The organism is Pedobacter puniceum, assembly GCF_009674685.1.
Classification (GTDB): domain Bacteria; phylum Bacteroidota; class Bacteroidia; order Sphingobacteriales; family Sphingobacteriaceae; genus Pseudopedobacter; species Pseudopedobacter puniceum.
The window spans coordinates 18,036-41,001 of record NZ_WKJI01000005.1; the positions used below are offsets into that span (position 1 = coordinate 18,036).

The following is a 22,966-nucleotide window of genomic DNA, read 5'->3' on the forward strand; positions in this document are numbered from 1 at the left end:
AAAAGGAGTTCAATCTGAACTCCTTTTTTTATTTTAAAAACTTATCTTACCAAGCTCTCCTACCTCAAGTTTAACCTTGCTCCCCAACTTTAGCGCACCATTATCTTTAATGTGTCCTGCCGGAAAATTAAAAACTACAGGATAATTATATTTCTTAACAACATCATATATAATCTCTTCTACAGAAAATCCAAAATGGATATCGTTATCCTTTAAATCGGTAAAACCACCCACAATTAATCCTTTTAAATGAGCGAGTTTACCTGCTCGGTCTAGCGCTCTTATCATCCTATCAATAGCATACAAATATTCCCCTACATCTTCTATAAATAAAATCTTACCACTGAAATCTATATCACTGACAGAGCCTAGTAAAGAAATCAAAATACTTAAATTACCTCCAATTAATTCGCCTTCACAGTTTCCCTGGATATTAAGCGGATGACTAGGCAGATGATATTGTAAAGCATCCCCAAAAAGGGCTTTTCTAAGACTTTCTAAACCTAAAGTGGTACTGTCTGGAATAGTAGCAGGCATTTGACCATGTATGCTTTGTAAGCCTAATTTTTGTAAGTGCATGTGGAATACCGTAATATCACTAAAACCTACAATCCATTTAGGATGCGTTAAAAGTGAAGAAAAATCAATTTGGTCTATAATTCTAACCGAGCCATAACCTCCACGAGCAGCAATAATAGCTTTAATATCTTGGTCATCAATAAAACGCTGGAAATCCTGAGCTCTCAATTCATCAGTACCCGCAAATTGATGAAATTGTGCATGAACGGTATCACCTAATACCACCTCCAACCCCCAAGATGATAGCAGTTCTATAGCATCATCCATAGGCTTAATTAAAGATTTTGCAGGGCAAGTGATGGCAATTTTATCGCCAGCTTTTAGAAATGGGGCTTGTAACATGTATCAAATATAATGTAAAGTATAAGAGGTGATGAAATGTGGATTTGTTTTTTGTTGTAAGTAATCGTTAAATAACTGATAACCGGCAATCCACAACTCCTAACCGAATCCTACTCATCTTTATCTTAAATAATATATCTTTGCAAATTCATAGAAATACAGATATATAGCTTTGGGACAAGATAAATTTAAAAGATATACCATTACTGCTGCACTACCTTATGCTAACGGACCAAAACATATTGGCCATTTAGCTGGTGCTTATATTCCGGCAGATTTATATGTGCGTTATTTACGTTTAAAGAATAGAGATGTAGTTTTTGTATGCGGTTCTGATGAGCATGGTACAGCCATAGCCAACCAAGCTATGAAAGAACAAACTACACCCAGAGCTATTATTGATAAATATCATGAGCTTAATAAGCAAAGCTTCGAGAAGTTAGGAATATCATTTGATATTTATCATCGCACCAGCGAGCCAATTCATCACGAGACCGCTCAAGATTTTTTTAAAAATCTTAACGAAAAAGGGATTTTTAAAGTAGAAACCTCAGAGCAATATTATGATGAAGAAGCTAAGCAATTTTTGGCTGATAGGTATATTACAGGTACATGCCCTAGTTGCGGAAACGATGGCGCTTACGGAGACCAATGCGAAAAATGTGGGACTTCTTTAAGTCCTGAGGATTTAATCGATCCAAAATCTACCTTAACCGGAAATAAGCCGGTAAGAAAGGAAACTAAACACTGGTATTTACCTTTAGACCAATATGAAGGATGGTTAAAAGAATGGATTTTAGAAGGTCATAAGCATGATTGGCGCACCAATGTATATGGCCAATGTAAAAGTTGGATTGATGGAGGTTTACATCCTAGAGCTGTTACCCGTGATTTGGATTGGGGTATTAAAGTTCCGGCAGAGGGTGCCGATGGTAAAGTACTTTATGTTTGGTTTGATGCGCCAATAGGTTATATTTCTGCAACTAGGCAATGGGCGCTAGACCATAACAAAGACTGGGAGCTGTATTGGAAAGATAAAGAAACCAAATTGGTGCATTTTATAGGAAAAGATAATATTGTTTTCCATTGTATTGTTTTCCCGGTGATGTTGCATACTCAAGGTGAGTTTATTTTGCCAGAGAATGTTCCTGCTAATGAGTTTATGAACTTAGAAGGAGACAAGATGTCAACCTCTAGAGGTTGGAGCATAGAGATGCATGAGTATCTGGAAGATTTCCCTAATAAGATTGACGAGTTAAGATATTACTTGACTGCCATAGCGCCAGAAACCAGCGATAGTGAGTTTACTTGGAAAGATTACCAAGCAAGAGTAAATAACGAGTTGGTGGCTATCCTAGGTAATTTTGTGAATAGGGTAATGATTTTGATGCACAAATACTTTGATGGTATAGTTGCAGGCTCGGGTAAAATAGAGCTCTCTGATAATGCTATTAACGAAGCGATAGGTAATTGTTATGATGAGGTAGAGCAGGCATTTGAGTCGTATAAATTTAGACAAGCACAAACTGCAGCTATGGAAATTGCCCGTTTAGGCAACCGATATTTAACAGAGCATGAGCCTTGGAAGGCTTATAAAGAAAATCCGGAAGCTGCAAGAGAAGTTTTACATAATTGTTTACATATTATAGCACATGCTGCAACTTGTTTACAAGCATTTTTGCCAAACACAGCCGAAAAGATTTTTACTATGTTAAATCTTAAAAATAAGTTCTCTTTTGATGAAGAGATTGTTTTTGAAGGTGGTCATCAGTTAAATACAGCAGCTTTATTATTTGAGAAGATTGAGGATGAGGTGATAGAACGCCAAATTCAAAAGTTAATAGACAAAAAAGCATCTTTAGAGCAAGTAAAAGAGGAGACTAGTGTTGTAGCTCCTGCTAAAAAGAATATCAGTTTCGAGCAGTTTTCTGGTTTAGATATTAGAACAGGGACTATTTTAGAAGCCGAGAAAGTTGCTAAAACAAAGAAATTGCTGAAACTAAAAATTGATACCGGTATTGATGTTAGAACAGTAGTATCTGGTATTGCAGAGTTTTACGAGCCTGAGAAAATCATTGGGCAACAGGTTAGCATACTCGTAAACCTAGAACCAAGAGAAATTAAAGGAATTTTATCTCAAGGGATGATTTTAATGGCAGAAAATTCATCAGGAAAACTTAGTTTTGTAGCACCAACAGAAAGTGATATTAATAACGGTTCTGTAATTAGGTAATTTTTTGATTGACGAGTTTGGATTTAATTCGTAAATCAAAAATCAATAAATCAAAAATTGAAAGGTCCCGTAGTTCAACGGATAGAATAGAAGTTTCCTAAACTTTAGATGTGGGTTCGATTCCCGCCGGGACCACTATTAAAATCTACCTCAATTTGTTTTTCAACCTATGGAAAGTATCACTCAATCTATTTTCTTTGGGTATTATTTGTTAATGTTAGCGCTTTACCTTTTATGCTTTCATTAAACTGTCCGTTGTTGTAAACTAAGTTGCCATTTACAAATGAATGAGTCACTTTCGTTTGGAATGTTGTTCCTTCTAATGGCGACCAGCCACATTTTGATAAAATATTTTCTTTGCTAACTGTCCAAACAGAATCGAGGTCAACAATACTTAAGTCTGCAAAGTAGCCTTCACGTATAAAACCTCTATTTTCAATACTATATAATGTTGCTGGGTTATGGCACATTTTTTCAGCAATTTTCTCTAGAGAGATAAGCCCTTGTTTATAAAATTCAAGCATAATATTTAAGGAGTGCTGAACGATTGGTGCGCCTGACATGGATTGAAAGTAAGGTTTTTGTTTTTCTTCCAAGGTATGAGGAGCGTGGTCTGTGGTTACGATGTCTATTCTATCGTCTAATAATGCTTTCAATAGTCCTTTTTTATCTTTTTCTGTTTTGATTGCTGGGTTCCATTTTATAAGCGTTCCTAAACGCTCATAATCTTGATCAGAAAACCACAAGTGATGAACCGATACCTCAGTTGTAATATTTTTCTCTTTCAAAGGAATATCATTTCGAAAGAGATGCGTTTCTGCTTCTGTGGTCAAATGCAGAATATGAAGTCGGGCTTTGTGTTTATTTGCAATGTCTATGGCTCTTTTGCTGGCCTCGTAACATGCCTTTTCACTTCTTATCTGAGGATGAAATGCAATAGGCACATCATCGCTATATTTTTCACGATAAACGTTTTCATTTTCTTCAACTATTTGTTCTTTTTCAGAATGGATAGCAATGATAGATTTACAGTTGGCAAATAGTTTTTCCATGGTTTCAGGATTGTCTGCCAATAGGTTCCCTTTTTTAGTAAAGTAAAGTCCGTCATCAGTAACGCCCAACAATTTAGATGTATCTAGATTAATAATGTAATCCAGATTATCATCATTAACACCTAACAAGAAGCCATAATTAGCTAAAGATTTTTCTGATGCTATTTGATATTTTTCATTTAAGATGTCCATGGTCAAAACATTCGGAAATGTATTTGGCATGTCAATAAAGGAAGTTACGCCACCAGCAACGGCAGCTCTACTTTCTGAATAAATATTACCTTTATGTGTAAGCCCTGGTTCACGAAAATGTACTTGAGCGTCAATAATACCAGGCAATAAATATTTGTCTGTTCCGTCAATTACTTTAGTATCTAAGGCATCATGATTTCGTCCTATTTTTAGAATTACACCATTACCAATTAATATATCAGTAACAATTATTTGGCCTTCGTTAACGATGCTTATATTTTTGATTAGCGTTTTTTCAGTCATTGTAATGATTATCTTTTTCTAGGGCGCCTACCACTTATTTTTCCAAATTACTAATCCAGTTAAATTAGATGCCTTATTTACTCCCTTATGCTCTTTGTAAAAATACGGTCAATTATTATATTTTCAAGCATTAATTGATTATCCTAGCCTTATCTATATTTACATTTACTGCCGAAATGCGATTTATTAGAACCCATATCTTTATCCAGTTAAGTTGGATGATCATGTCAATTGTAATTTTAAATTACACTTTGGTAGGTTCTGATTCTAAATCTCAAGGCAATGGAAATTTTCATGAGTGTAATATAATAACAGATTTTTTTGAGCAGGTAGCTAAAGATTTTTTTGGTTATAAAGGTTTAGATCATAAAAATCATACCTCTGATGCTGATAATAATAGAAACTTTTCTTTAATAGAAGTTAATGAGATTCCAGAGTATCTTTTAACCCAGTCATTAACTTTTAGTTCTTATCAAATTATTATTTCTAAAGTTATCCTATATAAAGAGCTTTATAAAGAACACTTTTTCCCAGAACTAACACCCCCTCCACCAAAGTTTAGTTAGATTTTTATTATTCTATCATTTACCCGTATGAATCATTAATCAATGATTTCATGCCTTACTCTTTCGTGTAATTACTATTATTAATTTAAGTATAGATGAAAATAATCTCTATGTTGGGTTTTATTGCATGTACATTTCTTATTGCATGCTCAACAAATACAAAAAAAGAAATAGAACAAAATTTTCAAGTTTTCAATCCTATTATAAAGGATACCCTATATGATAGGGAATATATTGCAGAAATTAATGCCATTCAAAATGTAGAAATTCGTTCGCGAATTCATGGAATTATTGAAAAAATTCATGTGGATGAGGGGCAAATTGTAAAGCAAGGTCAACCTTTGTTTACCATCAGTAATAGTTCCTTTCAGCAAGATTTAGTTAAGGCACAGGCTATGTTAAGAAGTTCAATCACAGAATTAAAAGCTGTGGAAATAGAGCTTCAAAACACTAAAAGATTAGCAGATAAAAATGTTGTTTCAAAAACCGAGCTTGAAATGTTACGGGCTAAAGTTGAAATAGTGAAGGCTAAAATTGAGGAGGCTAAAGCAAATAATTTGCAGGCTAAGTTAAATTTATCATTCACCCAAATTAAGGCACCATTTAATGGAATAATAAATAGGATACCAAATAAAATAGGAAGTTTGGTTGATGAAGAAGCTTTGCTAACAAGTATTTCTAACGATAAGGAAGTTTTTGCCTACTTCAATGTATCTGAAATAGATTACCTTGAATTTGCAAAAACGAAAGAGCGAGGTAAAATGGACCAAGTAACGCTCATACTTGCTAATAACGATGTTTATAAGCACAAGGGAAATATAGAAACTTCTGAAAGTGAGTTTGATAAAAACACGGGTAATATTGCCTTTAGAGCCAGATTTATTAACCCAGAGCATCTTTTAAAGCATGGAAGTAGTGGTAAAATAAGAATCAATACAGCACTTAAAAATGCCATGATCATTCCCCAAAAGTCAACATTTGAGATTCAAGAAAACCTCTACGTTTTTGTGGTAGATGCCAATAACGTTGTGAAAATGAAACGATTTATACCTAAGCTTAGGTTAGAAAATTTTTATGTAGTTGAGTCAGGCCTTCAATTAAATGATCATATACTTTATGAAGGTATACAGCTTGTAAAAGATGGCGACAAGATAAATACCCAAAAGATTTCCGCATCTCAAGCTTTTAAAAACTAAAAATCACAGGTAAACCAGAAAATTATGAAATCGTTATTTATTAGAAGGCCTGTATTATCAATTGTAATATCGCTTATTATCACTTTATTAGGGCTACTTGCCCTAGTTCAACTGCCTATGACGCAGTTTCCAGATATTGCACCACCTGAGGTTACTGTTACTACAAAATATACAGGCGCAAATGCAGATGCAGTTGTGAAAGCTGTGATTACACCTCTTGAGAAAGCTATAAATGGGGTTCCAGGTATGGCATACATGACTTCTGTATCTGGAAATGATGGAACCGGGGTTATCCAAATTATTTTTAGCTCAGAAACAGATCCTGATATTGCGGCAGTTAACGTCCAGAATAGGGTCTCATCAGTAATGGATGAACTGCCTGAAGAAGCTATAAAAGCCGGAGTTATTGTAGAAAAGGTACAAAACAGCATGTTATTATACCTAAATCTACTGAGTAAAGATGAAGAAACCGACGAGAAATTTCTTTTTAATTATGCGGATATCAATCTTTTGGCTGAGCTAAAGCGAATAGAAGGAGTAGGTTTTGCAGATATTATGGGCTCTAGAGAATATGCTATGCGTATTTGGTTAAACCCTACCAAAATGACGACCTATGCTATTTCTACGGAAGATGTTGTTAATAGTCTTCGTGAACAGAATATTGAAGCAGCACCTGGTAAAGTTGGAGAAAGTTCTGGAAGAAAAGCTCAAGCACTTCAATATGTTTTAAAGTATACCGGAAAATTTAATACGGTAGAGCAATATGAAAATATCATTATCAAAAGTAATGGAGGTGGCGAAATACTAAAGTTAAAAGACATTGCTACTGTAGCATTTGATTCGCAAGAATATGATGTACTTTCTAAGGAAAATGGAAGACCTTCTGCTGCCATTATGCTAAAGCAAAGACCAGGTAGTAACGCTCGGGAAGTAATTAGTAACATCAAAAACCGCATGGAAGAACTGAAAGTGAATTTCCCCGCAGGTATGGATTATACCGTAAGTTATGATGTTTCAGCTTTCTTAGATGCTTCCGTATCGGAAGTTATAAAGACATTAATTGAGGCGTTCATTCTGGTTGCGCTTGTGGTATTTATTTTCCTTCAAGACTGGCGCTCTACATTGATACCTATTTTAACAGTTCCAGTTTCTTTAATAGGTACACTTTTGGCCATGCAGTTGATGGGCTTTTCTTTGAACTTAATTACACTATTTGCTTTAGTACTAGCCATAGGTATTGTGGTTGATAATGCTATTGTAGTAGTAGAAGCCGTCCATGTTAAAATGAGCAATGGCAATGTTAAACCGCGTTTGGCCACAGAATTGGCTATGCATGAAATAACTGGAGCCATTATAGCCATTACCTTAGTGATGTCTGCGGTTTTTATTCCGGTATCTTTTATATCTGGTCCTACAGGTATTTTTTATAGAGAATTTTCTTTAACAATGGCAGTTGCTATTGTTCTGTCTGGTATAATTGCCTTAACACTAACCCCGGCATTATGCGCTATTCTACTTAAAAACACCCATGGTGAAGCGCATTCTAAAGGTATGCTCAATAGATTTTTCAATTGGTTTAATCATTCCTATAATGGTATAGAAAACAAATATGCTAGGTTAATAAAGAAAATAGTAAATAGAAGAGTTATAACATTTGGTAGCTTAATATTTTTCCTTCTGGCAACAGGAATTTTAGGCAATATAGTTCCTGGCGGGTTCATACCTAATGAAGATCAGGGGACTATTTATACCAATATAACCACTCCAGCTGGTTCTACTCTTGAAAGAACAGAAAAAGTAGTTGATCATATTCAGCAAGTTGCTCAGTCTTTAGACGAGGTATCTTCAGTTTCAACGCTTGCGGGTTTTAGTATATTATCAGATGGTACGGGAGCTAGCTACGGAATGAACCTCATCAGTTTAAAACCTTGGAATGAAAGAGAAAAAACGGATAAGGAAGTTATGGAGTTGCTTAAGCAGAAAACATCGCAAATTAAGGATGCTCGTATTGAATTTTTTACACCGCCACCCGTTCCTGGTTATGGAAACTCAAGCGGATTTGAGTTAAGATTGTTAGATAAATCAGGTAAAGGGGATGCCAAGCAATTAGAGCAGGTTGCAAAAAACTTTGTGCTAGAACTTAATAAAAGGCCAGAAATAAATAACTCCTTTTCTTCTTTTGACGCAAGTTTCCCACAGTTGATGGTAAATATCGATTATGTTAAAGCCGCTCAGAAAAATGTAATTGTAGACGATATTTTAAGCACTCTACAAATTCACCTAGGGAGTGAATATGCTACCAATTTTATCCGTTTTGGTCAAATGTATAAAGTAATGGTTCAGGCCTCACCAGAGTTTAGAGCTCTTCCAGAAAATGTAATGAATTTACATGTTAAGAACCGGGATGGAGAAATGGTTCCTATAGCTTCTTTTATAACCATAGATAAAATATATGGGCCAGAACAAATTACGAGATATAATATGTATTCCTCAGCATTGGTTAATGGTGAGCCTGCAAATGGATACAGTAGTGGGGATGCCATAAGTGCGATTAAAGAAACTGCCGCGGAAAAATTACCTAAAGGTTATGATTTTGATTGGGCAGGATCATCACGTGATCAGGCAAATGCCGGAAACGAATCTATCATCATTTTCATCATTTGTTTGCTGTTTGTTTATTTACTCCTTTGCGCACAATATGAAAGTTTTCTGCTACCATTACCCGTTATTCTTTCTTTACCCACAGGGGTATTTGGTGCGTTACTATTGCTTATGGTTTTCCAACTTGAAAATAATATATACGCTCAAGTGGCTATGATTATGTTAATAGGGTTATTAGGAAAAAATGCTATTCTCATTGTTGAGTTTGCTGCACAACGCCATAGCCAAGGTAAATCGGTTTTAGAAGCAACAATAGAAGCTTCTAAACAACGCTTGCGCCCAATATTAATGACATCTTTTGCATTTATTGCCGGTTTAATTCCGCTTATGCTTGCATCAGGCGCAGGGGCTATTGGTAATAAAACTATTGGAACTGCAGCTGCCGGAGGGATGCTTTTTGGTACCGTATGCGGTGTTATCTTAATACCAGGATTATATTTTGCTTTCGCAAAAATAGCTGAGAAATTTAGCTCCAATAGGAATGATGAAAAACCTTTTACTGAAAATTTAAATCCTTAAAAATGAAAATTAAAGGAATATACGTAGGCTTGTGTTTATTTACGGGTATGATATTTAATGCTTGTAAAACTGTAGACACTAACTTATCCATACAAAAAAAACCATTGCCTCCTAGTTTTTATAACGATTCAGATAGTTCTGAAATATCGAAAATAAATTGGCGAAGCTATTTCAATGATCCTATATTAAGTGGTCTTATTGATACTGCTTTAGTAAATAACCACGATCTTAACATCGCCATTCAAAAAATTGAAATTGCTAGAGCGAGTGTTACAAATGCAAAAGCTAGTTTAATTCCTCAGGTTAATGCAGGGACTAATGGCGGTATCCGTCGTTTCGGACGTTATACAATGGATGGAGCTGGAAATATTGCTACAGAAATGACACCGGGTAGAATAGTACCTATCAACTTACCTGATATCTTTCTTGGTTTTCAGGCAAGTTGGGAAATAGATCTTTGGAAAAAATTAAAAAGCAAACAAAAATCAGCTATTAATCAATTTCTTGCAAGTGCAGAGGGAGCTAAAGTTGTTACTGCTTCATTAGTTTCAGATATTGCCACTTCTTATTATGAATTGCTTGCGCTAGATCATGAGTTAGAAATTATTCAGCAAACTATTCAAAGGCAAAAAGATGCTTTAGAAATCATAAAACTCAAAAAAGAAACAGGTAGAACAAATGAATTAGCTGTGCAGCAATTTCAGGCTCAACTGCTAAACACTCAAGCAATTGAGAAAGAGCTATTACAGCAAATTGTAGAATTTGAAAATCGAATAAATTTTTTGCTAGGGAGATTCCCCCAAAAAGTTGAACGATTTAAAGAAATTCTTTTAGCTGATGTTCCTAGTCAAATTAAAACTGGCTTACCCTCACAACTTCTTGAAAACAGACCTGACATCCGCGAGGCAGAATTGTTACTTGAAGCAAGTAAGTTTGATTTAAAATCTGCAAAAGCTGCGTTTTTACCAAGTATGAATTTAGTTGCTGGGCTAGGCTTTCAGGCCTTTAAGCCAGAGTTTTTGTTTTTAGCTCCAGCATCTATCACTTACCAAGCATTAGGAGGTTTAATGACACCTTTGATAAATAGGAACGCTTTAAAGGCTAATTTTAGTTATGCTAAGGCCAATCAGTTAAGCGCTATGCATCATTATCAAAAAAGTATTCTTACGGGCTATACGGAAGTTATGAACCAATTATCTGCATTAGAAAACCTAAAGAACTTGCATGTTTTAAAAAAGGAAGAAAATAGTGTGCTTAATAACTCGGTTGATATGTCAACTGAACTATTCAGCACAGGAAGAGCAAGTTATTTAGAGGTATTGCTAGCTCAACAAAATTCTCTTCAAGCAAAATTTGAATTGATAAATGTGAATAAAAGACAACATATTGCAGCAGTAAACTTATACAAAGCTTTAGGTGGAGGGTGGTAAAATATAAGAATATAGATTCAGGTTTATGCTATCATAATATCTTCTTAATAGAGATTTCTTTTAATTAGGACTAGTATATGTAAAGCCAAAGAAGTTGTCTTGTGGAAGAGTAGTTGAGACAACTTCTTTGTGTTTTTAACTTTATATACATAGTGAGTGTCGCTCTTTTTTACCAAAAGTGCCTTTTCACGTTTTGTAAGCCCTGTAGCTACTTGCTTATTAAATCTTCATGATACTAATTTTAGCAAGTGTATAATTTTTTTATATTTGTTTATAATCTTTTCAATAAACCATTTTAATGATATGATAACTAAATATTTAGCCACTAAAAAGTTTCTTTTCGTCATCATAGCCGCTATGATTGTATCTCTAGGTAACAGCGCAACGGTAGCATCTATTGTAAATAACCCAGATGCAGTTGTTGGTGTTTGGAAGACTGGAGATGGAAATGCAATTGTTCGTATTTATAAAAATGGGGAAACCTATCAAGGTAAAATTGTATGGTTAAAAGAGCCTAATGACCCGGATACTGGAAAACCTAAACTTGACAAAAATAATCCTACAGAAACCTCTAAAAACCGCCCAGTAGTAGGCTTGGTAAATATTTGGGGTTTTAAATTTATAGAGAAAAATTTGTGGGATGAGGGTAATATTTACGATCCTAAAAGCGGAAACACCTATTCTTGCACTATTAAGATGCTCAATGCCAACACTCTTGAAGTTAGAGGTTATATTGGCGTTTCTTTAATTGGCAGAACAGATGTTTGGACCAAGCAAGTTGTTAAAAATTAAGGCGATACAAAGTTTAAACTAAGGTTAAAATAAAAAGGATTACCTAAGTTGCTAGAGAAATAACGTTGGCTTGTTTCTCTAGCATCATATCCGTTCATAACGTCAAAGCGCCAATTATGCCTATATCCAGCTTGCGCACTCAACCATAAAAAGCCAGTTAATTTCTTATCCCATGCAACTCGTGGTTTAAGTTCTCCTCTTTGTAAAAAAACCTTTCCGTTTTGGCTGTTAGGTAAATTTACTAGGAATTGATTCCCCTCAAGTTCAAAACCTAGTTGAAGAATATTAGAGGTAGAAAAATTATATTTTAGATGACCGCGGGCAGGTAATAAAAGTTCCATCCCCCAATGGTCGTTAAAACTTTTATTCCAGAAAAGTATAGGAACATGTAAAAGTTGCCCTGCTCTATAAGTACGAGAGATACCCACTCCTATCATATTTCTATCAGATGTTTTCCATCCATAAATGGCAGCTCCGCTAATGGTAATGGCATCGCTTGAAATATCACTAAAATTTTTAAAAAGCCCGTTAACATCGGCGCTAGCCTGAATAATTAAAAAATTCTTCTCGTTTAAGGGCTTAAAAATGGTGGTATTAATTCCTGTTGTGGTTAATGCTCTACTATCTAATGCTTGTGCAAAAGAATTATTACCAGGGTTATCTAAATTAAACCTACTTGCCCAATAATTGGCCCCTACTTGCCATATAATTTTGGTATTTGATATAACCGGAATGTTAACTTGAGCCCTTAGTGAAGAAACCTGATTTACTGTAAAATCTTGAAGTGTTGATGATGACGCTGAATTCCTAATACCTGGCATGGTAAAACCACCTTGGTGCTCATAACCAAAACTTATAATACGTTGAGGAAGTTGGTTAATTACTTTTTGGTTACAATAACGTTTAACCCCTTCTGCATCACCAAATTTGCCATAATCTACAACTTCTGTGGTGTCTTCTTGAGCAAATGATAGCACAGAAGTCAACATCAATAGATAAAATAAAATTTTTTGCATGAGTTTAATTTTAAATTGATTAGAATTCAAATATAAGTCGCTAGACATTTATCTGTTTAATTTTTATTTATTTCTTTATTAAGTTTTATCATGAAACAGGTTCTAGTAAATATCTAGTAAGCAAAAGTTTATGGGGTTTGATGTACTTTTTATTAATTTCTTATAAGTATTGTTTTTACAAAGGCATACAAAGTATTTAGATTCCTTGTACCTATCTATTTAAGGGGTAAATAACATTCAATAGGAGATTAATTTAGCGCAGCTTCCTTTAAAAGTGGAAGTATTTGGCCTTAATTGAATCGCTTTGTGTGTTTAAAAAGTTTTTAATCTCCTTAATTCTTGTGGCTTTAATTAACCATGCTTTTGCTCAAGATTTGGGTAATAGCATAGAGTTTAATACCGAGTTGAGCTTAAAGTATTTTCCTTCTACTAATCATTTATCTGGTAAAGTTTATGGCGGTGAGCTAATTTATCACAAATCTATAAATACATCCTGGCAAAGGCGAATGAATATAGAAAGTCAAGATTGGGTTTTAAGATTTAACACCTTAAGAAGCCTTAAAATCAATGAAAATAAAAACCAATTTGGTGATTCTTATGCGCTACTTTACGGGTTGAACTTCTTTTTATTAAAAACAAAATATGTAAATCTAAATTTCTCACCGGCCTTTGGCTTGGGCTATACAAATAAAACTATCTATACAAATGAAAATAGAATTATTGGTAGTCATATAAATATTTATGCAAGAGGGGCTCTTAAAACAGAAATAAATATAGCTCCATCAGTAAAATTGCTTACAGGAATAAACTTTTTACATCTTTCAAATGCTGCAACACGTGTCCCAAATATGGGTTTAAATCAATCATCCTTAAGTTTTGGGATTTTAAAAAAGTTAAAGAGCATTGATAATAGGTATCCAAATGAGAATTTAGGAGCTTTTTCTGATACCACTTTAAATAAGCATGAATTACAATTTGGTATAAATTTAGGGAGAAGAGGGGCCTATAAAAGCTCAAAAGGATTATTTAGGAGTGCTTTTTACTTAGGCTATAATTACAAATTCAATTATTTTTTAAGTTTAAGCTCAGGTATTGATGCTATTTATTACCATAAGGTTTATGATGCAGATAATAATCTTGGTACTTATCAATCTCTTGCTACTTCATTTGATAATTGGAGATTAGGTACAGCTATAGGTCCGAGTGTGAGGATTGGAAAATTTTTAATAAGCCCCAAATATGGATATTACTTATATTTCAATAGTCTAAAACCCATACAAACTTATTGGACGGCAAATTCAGATTATCATTTCCATAAAAAGCTAGCATTTCAAACAAAATTATATGTTCATAAAGCTGAGGCAGATTTTATAGGCTTCGGTTTTACCTATAATTTAACCTTATAAATGCTGAATTTTAACAATAGTAATTGTTTTAAATTATTATTAAATCGTATCCCTATTTTAAGGCATCTGAAGCGTTGTCTTTATCATTATCATTGCTTTTCTAAAAAGGTTAGTACAATAATTTAAAAATTAACTTGATTTAGAAGCTATGAGTTTTAACATCTTGGTCCATATTTACTCAGCACTTTTTGTTGTTTCTTTAATAGTTTTATTTGAGTTGATTTTTGTGCTTAAAAAAAATAAATCACTAAAAACAATTCTAATTGGCTATGTTTCAGGTGTTTTATGGTATAGTGCAAGTCATTTATACTGTAGTTATTATGGCTATAATAGAGTTTTACTAGAGTTGCCATTCCCTTTGCTTTCTATATGTTTTATGACACTGTTTTCTACTTTATGTTATAATAAAGTTAAAAACTATGTTATAGTATTTTCAGTAATAAGCCTTTTAAACTATTTAGCTTTCGTTATATATTATCTTTTTATAAAACCAGTTGATATAAGAATTCCGTTAAGCGATGAAAATGTTTTAGGAGAATATGTCTCTTACATTAAGTTAGGGTATTTGATTGCATTTTTAGTTATTAGTGGTTCTTTATATGTTAAGATGCAATCAAAATATCAGGCAGATAACATATATTTTAAGCGAATTAAAAGTTGGATTTGTTTTTTCATTGTAGGCGTAGTTATCATTTTTATATCTGGTATAAATCGTATTTTTAATGGATACAATAGCGAATTAAGTCGGTATTTGAATAGTTTGGTCTTATTTATAACTGTTTTGGCACTTTTATTCAGACCAAAGTTTTTAAATACATCAAAACTCAGTATTTCTTTAAGCAACTATTTTACAAAGAAACCCGATACTGAAATTGATCATATCACTTTTAACGAAGCTTTTTATGATAATTTATACTTTCTTAATGCTGATGCATCAATGGAAGACTTAAGTAAGAAGTTGAAAGTTTCTTCAGATACTTTATACAGATATATCTATGCGAACTACAAATCTGGATTTAATGATTTGGTGAATGAGAATAGGGTGAAGTATTTTATAGATATTGTGAAAAGTAAAAAGCATAATAATTATACGATTGATGCTTTATCTCAACTTGCAGGATTTAGTTCTAGGCATCATTTATACAAACCATTTAAGAAATTTCATGGTGGTGTACCCTCAGATTTTATGAAGTCTTTAGATTACATGTAGTAGTCTATTAGAGCCAATTTAATGTTTCTATAGCGTGTTTTTTTATAATCATTTTATTACTTACCTATTATACCGTAGTGTAATTGCTTTTATAACGCCTTAATTTTTATCTGAAAGTTAGAATAAAAAGCATCAAATCCATAATGTTTTAACGTTTGCTTTGTTTTCTTATAATATCTGTAAAATACTGATAATCAAAGTGTCATAAAAATTAACAACGTAATTTCTAGAGTTACTACTAATATTTGAGCTGCAGATTTTGGATAGTTAGTTTTGAAATTGTTTAGTGAAGACTAGATACATCTTAGAAGAATTAAAATCGAGTTTTCATATAGAATTTTAATACGGCTTATGTTAAAAAAAATCTTTAAAATTTTAATTTTTTTCCTATCAGTTTTAGGATTAAAAGCTCAAGGGCAATCTTTACACCACCAGATGTTATCATCTCAGGGTAATACATCGATATTAAAAGATGGTATGGTGGTTAGACAAACTGTAGGTCAGCAAAGTATAATCGGGAATTCAAGCATATCTAATTTAACCATACAGCAAGGATTTCAGCAAAGTATGGTTTCAAAATTCATTCCTGTATACAATATTAATAGTATAGAAACAACTATTTATCCTAATCCATTTTTAACAAGGGTAAACATCAGGTTTTCAGAAACACTATCTGAGGCAATGAATGTGACTCTATACAATTTGTTAGGGGTAATGGTTTATAAAAAAGACTTTGAAGCTCCCTTAACAGCGATGGAACTAAATATTGAACATCTAGCTCCTGGGAGTTATATAGTTGTTTTATCCGCTAAAAATTACACGCACTCAAAAACCTTAATTAAACTATAATGATGAAAAGAACGATTCTTCTGAGTTTTTTATTGCTTGTTAGTCTGCAATACATAGAAGCTCAAACAGTATTTATTAAATCAGGTAGAAACCTTAATAACTATAAATTTAGCAGTAGTGGGAATGAGGTTGCTAATCTACAGAATGAAATTGGACAAAGCTATGAGTTTGGTTATATCGGTAAAATACCAGAAAAGAAGCGTTTTTATTATGGTTATAGCATAGGTTTAGAAGAATACAATGCTAGCGGTTCTTACGCTTCAAATAACCTAGTATGGGAAACTTCTTACGCTAATTTTAAAGGTTTAGGATATTACAGGCTTTTAAAAATAGAAAGGAATTTACTTTCTGTTAAAGGAGGTTTAGGTTTGGCAACTTTAATACATGGACGCCAACAGATTAACGGTGGCAGATATGATCTGTTAAAAGAGAAAGAATTCAAAGGCTTGTTTTTAAATACGCAACTAGGCCTTTCTTACAGGTTTTCTATCAACAATAATATACAAGTCCTTGCAGACTATGATTATGGCAAACAGTATCGTTTAGCCAACAATAATGGTCAAAAGCTATCATTTAATAACCATAGTCTAAGTCTAGGTTTTAGTATCGATATTAATTAATCCTTCCATTTATATGAAAAGAATTATACTCAGCTTAATAACATTTATAACGCTAAATGTTTACGCTCAACAAAAAGGGATAAGCTATCAAGCAGTTATTTTGAATCCTAAAGGTTTATCAGCACCAGGTACAGACATTCCCAATGCTCCTTTAGTAAACAAGAAAATTTGTATGCAATTTGAAATTGTTGATGGCTCCTCACAGGTAGAATATCAGGAATCCATACAAACAACAACAGATATGTTTGGTATGGTTAACCTGATGATAGGTACAGGAACAAAGACAGGAGGATATGCATCAGGATTTGATAAAATCCGTTGGTCTTTAGGAAATAAGAGATTGGTAGTAAGTTTGAATACTACTGGTACTTGTGCATCTTATACAAAGATTAGTGATCAAGCCTTTATGTCTGTTCCTTATGCTTTATTTTCAGAAACAGCATCTGTAAGTGACGGCAACATCACAACAGTAAAAGTAGCCGATGGGGCTATTACAGATGCTAAAATAGCAAGCGGAATAAGTCCATCAAAAGTAGGTTTAGGTAATGTTGATAATACTAGTGATGCCAATAAACCTATAAGTAATGCAACAAAAGCTGCCCTAGATACTAAAGAGAATTTAGCAAATAAGTCTTCATCAATAACTTTAGGAACGAGTGATGTATTATATCCAACACAAAAAGCTGTAAAAACTTATGTAGACAATACTTTTGCTACGATAGCAACTGGAGCTACCGGGCCAGCAGGTCCACAAGGACCAGTTGGGCCTACAGGTCCACAAGGCCCGCAAGGTCCAAAAGGAGACAAAGGAGATACCGGAGCTACAGGTCCACAAGGTCCGGCCGGTGCTGCTGGAGTAGCAGGTCCACAAGGTTTGCAAGGTCCAAAAGGAGATAAAGGTGAAACTGGAGCAACAGGTCCACAAGGTTTGCAAGGTCCAAAAGGAGATAAAGGTGAAACTGGAGCAACAGGTCCACAAGGATTGAAAGGAGACAAAGGAGATACAGGAGCAACAGGTCCACAAGGTCCAGCCGGTGTTGATGGAGTAGCAGGTCCACAAGGATTGAAAGGAGACAAAGGAGATACAGGAGCAACAGGTCCACAAGGTCCAGCCGGTGTTGATGGAGTAGCAGGTCCACAAGGTTTGCAAGGTCCAAAAGGAGACAAAGGAGATACAGGAGCGACAGGCCCAGCTGGTCCACAAGGATTGAAAGGAGATAAGGGAGATACAGGAGCAACAGGCCCAGCTGGCCCTACAGGTGCAACTGGTTTAACAGGTCCTGCCGGTCCACAAGGTCCAGCTGGTCCTACTGGAGCAACTGGTCCGCAAGGATTGAAAGGAGATAAGGGAGATACAGGAGCAACAGGTCCAGCCGGTCCTACAGGTGCAACTGGTTTAACAGGTCCTGCCGGTCCACAAGGTCCAGCTGGTCCTACTGGAGCAACTGGTCCGCAAGGATTGAAAGGAGATAAGGGAGATACAGGAGCAACAGGTCCAGCCGGTCCTACAGGTGCAACTGGTTTAACAGGTCCTGCTGGTCCACAAGGTCCAGCTGGTCCTACTGGAGCAACTGGTCCGCAAGGATTGAAAGGAGACAAAGGAGATACAGGAGCAACAGGCCCAGCTGGCCCTACAGGTGCAACTGGTTTAACAGGCCCTGCTGGTCCTACTGGTCCACAAGGTCCTGCTGGACCAACAGGCCCTCAAGGTCCTGCGGGCTCGAATGCATCTGTCACTGTGGGTACTATTGGCTTAGCTAATGCAAATGGAGCTACTATTACGAGCGGCGTTTTAAGTCTAAGTCCTGCCGATGCATCTAATCCAGGTATTTTAACTACCGGCGCACAAACTATTGCAGGAGCTAAAACTTTTAACAGTACTATAGGAGGAAGTATCTCTGGAAATGCAGGATCTGCTACTAAATTGGCAACATCAAGAAATATCAATGGAACCGCATTTGACGGAACTGCAGATATTACAGTAACTGCAGATGCTAGTACTTTAACAGGAACTACACTAAAATCAACAGTTGTAAATTCATCTTTAACATCAGTAGGTACTTTAGGAAGTTTAGCAGTAACTAACGGTATAACTGCAGGTACAGTAACTACACCAATATATGCTTCAACTCCTATAGTTTTAACACCTTCAGGAGGTACTATAACCTGGAATCCAACTTTAGGCTTAAATGCTTCAGTAGTTTTGGCCGGAAATAGTACTTTGGCGTTTAGTTCAGCACCAGCAAGTGGTTCTTACGGAACTCTTGTAGTTACTCAGCCAGCTGGTGGAGGTGCAACTCTAACATTACCTTCAGGTACACATAGGGTATTAGGTTCTTCATCAACAACCACTGTTGGTTTATCAACAGCAGGTAATGCTGTAGATATAGTGAGCTTCTATTATAATGGTTCAACATATTATTGGAACGTAGGGCAAGGTTATGGAACTGCAGCTACAACAGCAGCTACCAATTTAGCTAGTGGAGTTACTGGGACATTATCTATTGCCAATGGAGGAACTAATGCAACAACAAAAACTGCTGCTTTTGATGCATTATCACCTATGACTAGCGCTGGGGATATCATTTATGGAGGAACTTCTGGTACAGGAACTAGGTTAGCAAAGGGAACAGATGGACAAGTTTTAACCTTAACTAGTGGTTTACCTACATGGGCGGCACCGGCGGCTCAAGAAATGAGAGCTGCTGCTGGAAGTACTTATAATGATGCAGTTGGATTTTCTTTTAGAGGAGGTGATTGGGCAAAAAATACGGGTATGTTTAATGACGCACCAGATGCAGGAAGCTCCCCTTTGAAATTTCGTGTAGCGATTTCAAACGGAAATGCTCCTTCGCTATTTGAAATTGCACCTACTAAAGTATCAGTCTTGCCTACTACAGCTTCAACTAGCACTACCACAGGAGCATTAGTAGTTAACGGTGGTGTGGGTGTTGCAGGTACTGTAACAGCCAAAAAATATACCATTACAGCGCCTACAGTTGCTGCTGCTGCAACTACCACGCTTAATTTGTCTGAGGGAAATTTATTCCAAGTTACTTTAGGAACAAATATCAGTACCCTGTCTTTAACAAATCCAACTCCAGGAACTTATATTATAGAATTTACGCAAGACGCAACTGGTTCTAGAACTGTAACTTTCCCTACTACAAATTGGAAATGGTCTGGGGGTACTGCACCTACCATAACAGCTGGTGCTGGTAAAACTGATATTGTAACCATAATTTATGATGGCACAACGTATTATGCAGCGATATTACAAAATTTCTAAAATGACAATTTTAATAAATATTAAGATTTAAAAAATAGAATTGCCCATCGCTAATTATTTGTGATGGGCAATTTTTAATACTAAAATAGTACGCTATTAACTTCGGTCTTAACAATCATTCTGTAAAATAAAAAGACTATGAAATTTAAACTCTCCTTTTTAATTTTTTTTTTCTCACTTACTTTCAACATACACGCACAGCAAAGCTTATTTAGAAGTAATAATACCTATATACCTAAAGCTCCATTTACTAATGGATTAGTTTTACACTTAGAGGCAGGTAATTTAGCATCTTACCCTGGTACTGGCACCATTTGGACCGATTTAAGCCCAAGCGCTAATCATGGTACTATACTAAACGGCGTTACTTATAATGTAGCAAACGGTGGTTATTTTAATTTTAATGCCTTAAACCAGTACATAACTTTAGATCCTTCTAAATTACCCACAGGCACTAGCGATAGAACAATAATTGCATTTGTAAGAACACCAACTAGTATTTCAGGTATACAACATGTAATACATTATGGTTCTACTAATACAAATCAAGCGTTCGCTTTATCATTAAGTGATGGCAGGTTAAATACACATACTTGGGCCGCATATCCATCTTCAGGAGGCGCAGCGGTAAACCCATCAACAAATTATTGTTTTGCGGTAACTTATACTAATAGTGGTAACCTACATAATTTTTGGGTTAATGGTGTTCAGCAAGGTAGTGGAGTGGCTAATGCTATTAATACAGGAACTTCTATAGCCAGAATAGGTATGAGAATACTTGATGGAGCAGAGCCATGGGGACCTAACGGACAGATTTATCAAATTCTAATTTATAATAGAGCCCTCTCTAATTCAGAGATTCTTGAAATATACAATACACACAGAGCAAAATATGGTTTATAAGTTTTAATCACAATGAAAAGAATTATTAAATTATTACTCATCGTACTTCCGTTTATCTCTTTTGCACAAGTGGTGCCTGTAAGTTTTATTCAAAGAAACAATTTATCTGGTGCGGGCGATGGGAAAACAGCGGCAACAGCAGGTACAAGTGCTCTACAAATTAAGCAAGATTATCCTTCCTCTACTGATGGGGTGTATTGGATAAATCTTCCATCTGTTGGTGTTAAACAAGTTTATTGCTTGATGAATAGTATGTATGATGGAGGAGGTTGGATGCTTGCCATGAAAGCAACTAGAGGAACAACATTTAGTTATAGTTCAACTCATTGGACAACAACAAGCACTCTTAATGCAGCAGATGTTACTTTAAATGATGCTGATGCAAAATATGATGTCATGAATACTTTTCAAGCCAAAGATTTAATGGCTTTATGGCCAGATATACCTAATATTTCTGGAGAAAGTGGAAGTATTGATGGACTATCTCAATGGAGTTGGTTACAAACTAATTTTCATAGTAATGGATTACGTACTACACTTATATCAAAATTTAGTGGGGGTCAATTAGCTTATAATACTTCAACAAATGGGTCAATGCCTTTTTCTGGTTTTAATAACACCAAATTTTCTGATCAAGGAGGTTTTACATTTTATGGTTTAAATTATACAACTAATTCAGGTGCTAGGGTTCGATGGGGGTTTGCATGGAATAATGAAACTGACCAAGGCTCTAACGATGTATCAGGAGGTATAGGGATGGATGTAGCCTATGGTAATTTTTCTGCAGGAGATAAAGCTAACTGTTGTCATAGATCTTTAGGTATTAACAGAAGTGCTAGGGTAGAAGTTTACGTAAGATAAAAGCTTATATAAATTTAAATGAAAATTATAAGATCATGATAAATTTTAAAAAATATATTTTATTACTGATACTACTACCAATTTTATCTTTTGCACAAGTGGTACCCATAAGTTTTTTGGGTAATTCGAGTACAACGCTTACTACAGCAACTACTAATAGTATAAAATTTACAGCAGCAACATTAGATCAATTAAGTTTTACTAAACTTTCATCTTTTAATGCTACGGCAGATTTCACCTTCGAAACATGGATAAAGCTTAATACGATTGGAGCGGGCTTAATGGATCCAATTTTTGGTGGAGGACAAAATGATTATATTTCTTTTTATAATGGATATTTTGCAACACGTATAAATGTTAATAATCCTTGTACGGGAGATAGGAATTTTTTTCTATCATCATTATTAACAACAACAAAATGGCATCATATTGCTATGGTAAGATCTAATGGCATTGTTAAAGCATATCTAGATGGTGTTGAAAGAGGTTCTACAGACTGTACAGGCACTTTTCTTAACTCATTAAGCACTATCTTAATAGGTAGAAATACTTGGCGGTCAAGTTATTTAGATGCTTATATCACCAACATGAGGTATGTTGTAGGTACAGCAGTATATACAAGTAATTTCACTCCTCCAAAAACTTTATTAACAGCTATACCCGGTACGCAATTTCTTTTATTAGTTAATGATTCAAGTGCACCTTATAAAGATAGTAGTACTAATAACATTTCAATATCACGAATCGGTAATCCAACTTTTACACCCAATTTTGGCCCATTTTAATGAATTACATAAAATCAGTTTATAATCATTATTTAATTGGAAAATCAGCAATAATTATTTTAGTGTTAATAAGACTAGGCTAACTCAATTTATTTGATAAAATCGTATAACAATGGAAAGTAAAAATTTAATTTCTACACTATTTCTTGGAGAGCCTTTAAT

17 protein-coding genes and 1 tRNA gene are annotated in these 22,966 nt (G+C 34.8%); 15 read left to right on the forward strand and 3 right to left on the reverse strand.

Features of this window, described 5'->3' with window-relative positions; all coding sequences use genetic code 11:
• Positions 1 to 33: 33 nt before the first annotated feature.
• Positions 34 to 921, reverse strand: a complete 888-nt coding sequence (locus GJJ64_RS15155; RefSeq protein ID WP_154288607.1) for a S66 peptidase family protein — start codon at positions 919 to 921, stop codon at positions 34 to 36.
• A 172-nt stretch (positions 922 to 1,093) separates the two neighbouring features.
• Between GJJ64_RS15155 and metG the strand changes: the two genes are divergently transcribed.
• Both metG and GJJ64_RS15165 read left to right on the forward strand, forming a co-directional pair.
• A complete protein-coding gene (gene metG, locus GJJ64_RS15160; RefSeq protein WP_154288608.1) occupies positions 1,094 to 3,154 on the forward strand; it encodes a methionine--tRNA ligase in 2,061 nt (686 codons plus the stop codon).
• A gap of 63 nt (positions 3,155 to 3,217) precedes the next feature.
• Positions 3,218 to 3,289 (forward strand) — tRNA-Arg (locus GJJ64_RS15165).
• 53 nt (positions 3,290 to 3,342) lie between these two features.
• Here GJJ64_RS15165 and GJJ64_RS15170 read toward each other — a convergent pair.
• Complete coding sequence (locus GJJ64_RS15170; RefSeq protein ID WP_154288609.1) at positions 3,343 to 4,701, reverse strand: dihydroorotase; 1,359 nt, start codon at positions 4,699 to 4,701, stop codon at positions 3,343 to 3,345.
• 224 nt (positions 4,702 to 4,925) lie between these two features.
• Here GJJ64_RS15170 and GJJ64_RS15175 point away from each other — a divergent pair, with 224 nt between their 5' ends.
• The 5 genes from GJJ64_RS15175 (at position 4,926) to GJJ64_RS15195 (ending at position 11,865) form a co-directional block, all read left to right on the forward strand.
• Positions 4,926 to 5,267 carry a hypothetical protein gene (locus tag GJJ64_RS15175; RefSeq protein ID WP_154288610.1) on the forward strand — a complete coding sequence of 114 codons (342 nt, stop codon included), beginning with the start codon at positions 4,926 to 4,928 and terminating at the stop codon, positions 5,265 to 5,267.
• 95 nt (positions 5,268 to 5,362) lie between these two features.
• Complete coding sequence (locus GJJ64_RS15180) at positions 5,363 to 6,463, forward strand: efflux RND transporter periplasmic adaptor subunit (RefSeq protein ID WP_154288611.1); 1,101 nt, start codon at positions 5,363 to 5,365, stop codon at positions 6,461 to 6,463.
• A 24-nt stretch (positions 6,464 to 6,487) separates the two neighbouring features.
• Entirely contained in the window at positions 6,488 to 9,643 is a 3,156-nt protein-coding gene (locus tag GJJ64_RS15185) for an efflux RND transporter permease subunit (RefSeq protein WP_154288612.1), read from the forward strand.
• Positions 9,644 to 9,645: 2 nt separating this feature from the next.
• On the forward strand, positions 9,646 to 11,073 hold the full coding sequence (locus tag GJJ64_RS15190) for a TolC family protein (protein WP_195759299.1): 1,428 nt from the start codon (positions 9,646 to 9,648) through the stop codon (positions 11,071 to 11,073).
• 303 nt (positions 11,074 to 11,376) lie between these two features.
• Complete coding sequence (locus GJJ64_RS15195) at positions 11,377 to 11,865, forward strand: DUF2147 domain-containing protein (RefSeq protein ID WP_229655561.1); 489 nt, start codon at positions 11,377 to 11,379, stop codon at positions 11,863 to 11,865.
• Here the strand turns inward: GJJ64_RS15195 and GJJ64_RS15200 are convergent.
• Positions 11,862 to 12,881, reverse strand: coding sequence for a DUF6268 family outer membrane beta-barrel protein (locus tag GJJ64_RS15200; protein WP_154288613.1), 1,020 nt, complete (start codon positions 12,879 to 12,881; stop codon positions 11,862 to 11,864). The genes GJJ64_RS15195 and GJJ64_RS15200 overlap by 4 nt on opposite strands.
• Before the next feature lie 284 nt (positions 12,882 to 13,165).
• Between GJJ64_RS15200 and GJJ64_RS15205 the strand changes: the two genes are divergently transcribed.
• From GJJ64_RS15205 to GJJ64_RS15240, 8 genes are all read left to right on the forward strand, one after another.
• Entirely contained in the window at positions 13,166 to 14,287 is a 1,122-nt protein-coding gene (locus tag GJJ64_RS15205; RefSeq protein WP_154288614.1) for an acyloxyacyl hydrolase, read from the forward strand.
• Between the two features lie 148 nt (positions 14,288 to 14,435).
• The gene (locus GJJ64_RS15210) at positions 14,436 to 15,497 is read left to right on the forward strand and encodes a hypothetical protein (protein WP_154288615.1); all 1,062 of its coding nucleotides are present in this window, start codon (positions 14,436 to 14,438) and stop codon (positions 15,495 to 15,497) included.
• Between the two features lie 351 nt (positions 15,498 to 15,848).
• Positions 15,849 to 16,346: a T9SS type A sorting domain-containing protein gene (locus tag GJJ64_RS15215; protein ID WP_154288616.1), complete on the forward strand. Its 498-nt coding sequence runs from the start codon at positions 15,849 to 15,851 to the stop codon at positions 16,344 to 16,346.
• Positions 16,346 to 16,966 (forward strand): hypothetical protein, encoded by a 621-nt coding sequence (locus GJJ64_RS15220; protein WP_154288617.1) that lies wholly within the window; start codon positions 16,346 to 16,348, stop codon positions 16,964 to 16,966. The genes GJJ64_RS15215 and GJJ64_RS15220 overlap by 1 nt, the downstream gene beginning before the upstream one ends.
• Before the next feature lie 13 nt (positions 16,967 to 16,979).
• Positions 16,980 to 20,255, forward strand: coding sequence for a hypothetical protein (locus tag GJJ64_RS17045; RefSeq protein ID WP_154288618.1), 3,276 nt, complete (start codon positions 16,980 to 16,982; stop codon positions 20,253 to 20,255).
• Positions 20,256 to 20,393: 138 nt separating this feature from the next.
• Positions 20,394 to 21,158: a LamG-like jellyroll fold domain-containing protein gene (locus GJJ64_RS15230; protein WP_154288619.1), complete on the forward strand. Its 765-nt coding sequence runs from the start codon at positions 20,394 to 20,396 to the stop codon at positions 21,156 to 21,158.
• A gap of 12 nt (positions 21,159 to 21,170) precedes the next feature.
• Positions 21,171 to 22,019: a fibrinogen-like YCDxxxxGGGW domain-containing protein gene (locus GJJ64_RS15235; RefSeq protein ID WP_154288620.1), complete on the forward strand. Its 849-nt coding sequence runs from the start codon at positions 21,171 to 21,173 to the stop codon at positions 22,017 to 22,019.
• A gap of 35 nt (positions 22,020 to 22,054) precedes the next feature.
• The gene (locus GJJ64_RS15240) at positions 22,055 to 22,804 is read left to right on the forward strand and encodes a LamG domain-containing protein (RefSeq protein WP_154288621.1); all 750 of its coding nucleotides are present in this window, start codon (positions 22,055 to 22,057) and stop codon (positions 22,802 to 22,804) included.
• Positions 22,805 to 22,966 lie beyond the last annotated feature (162 nt).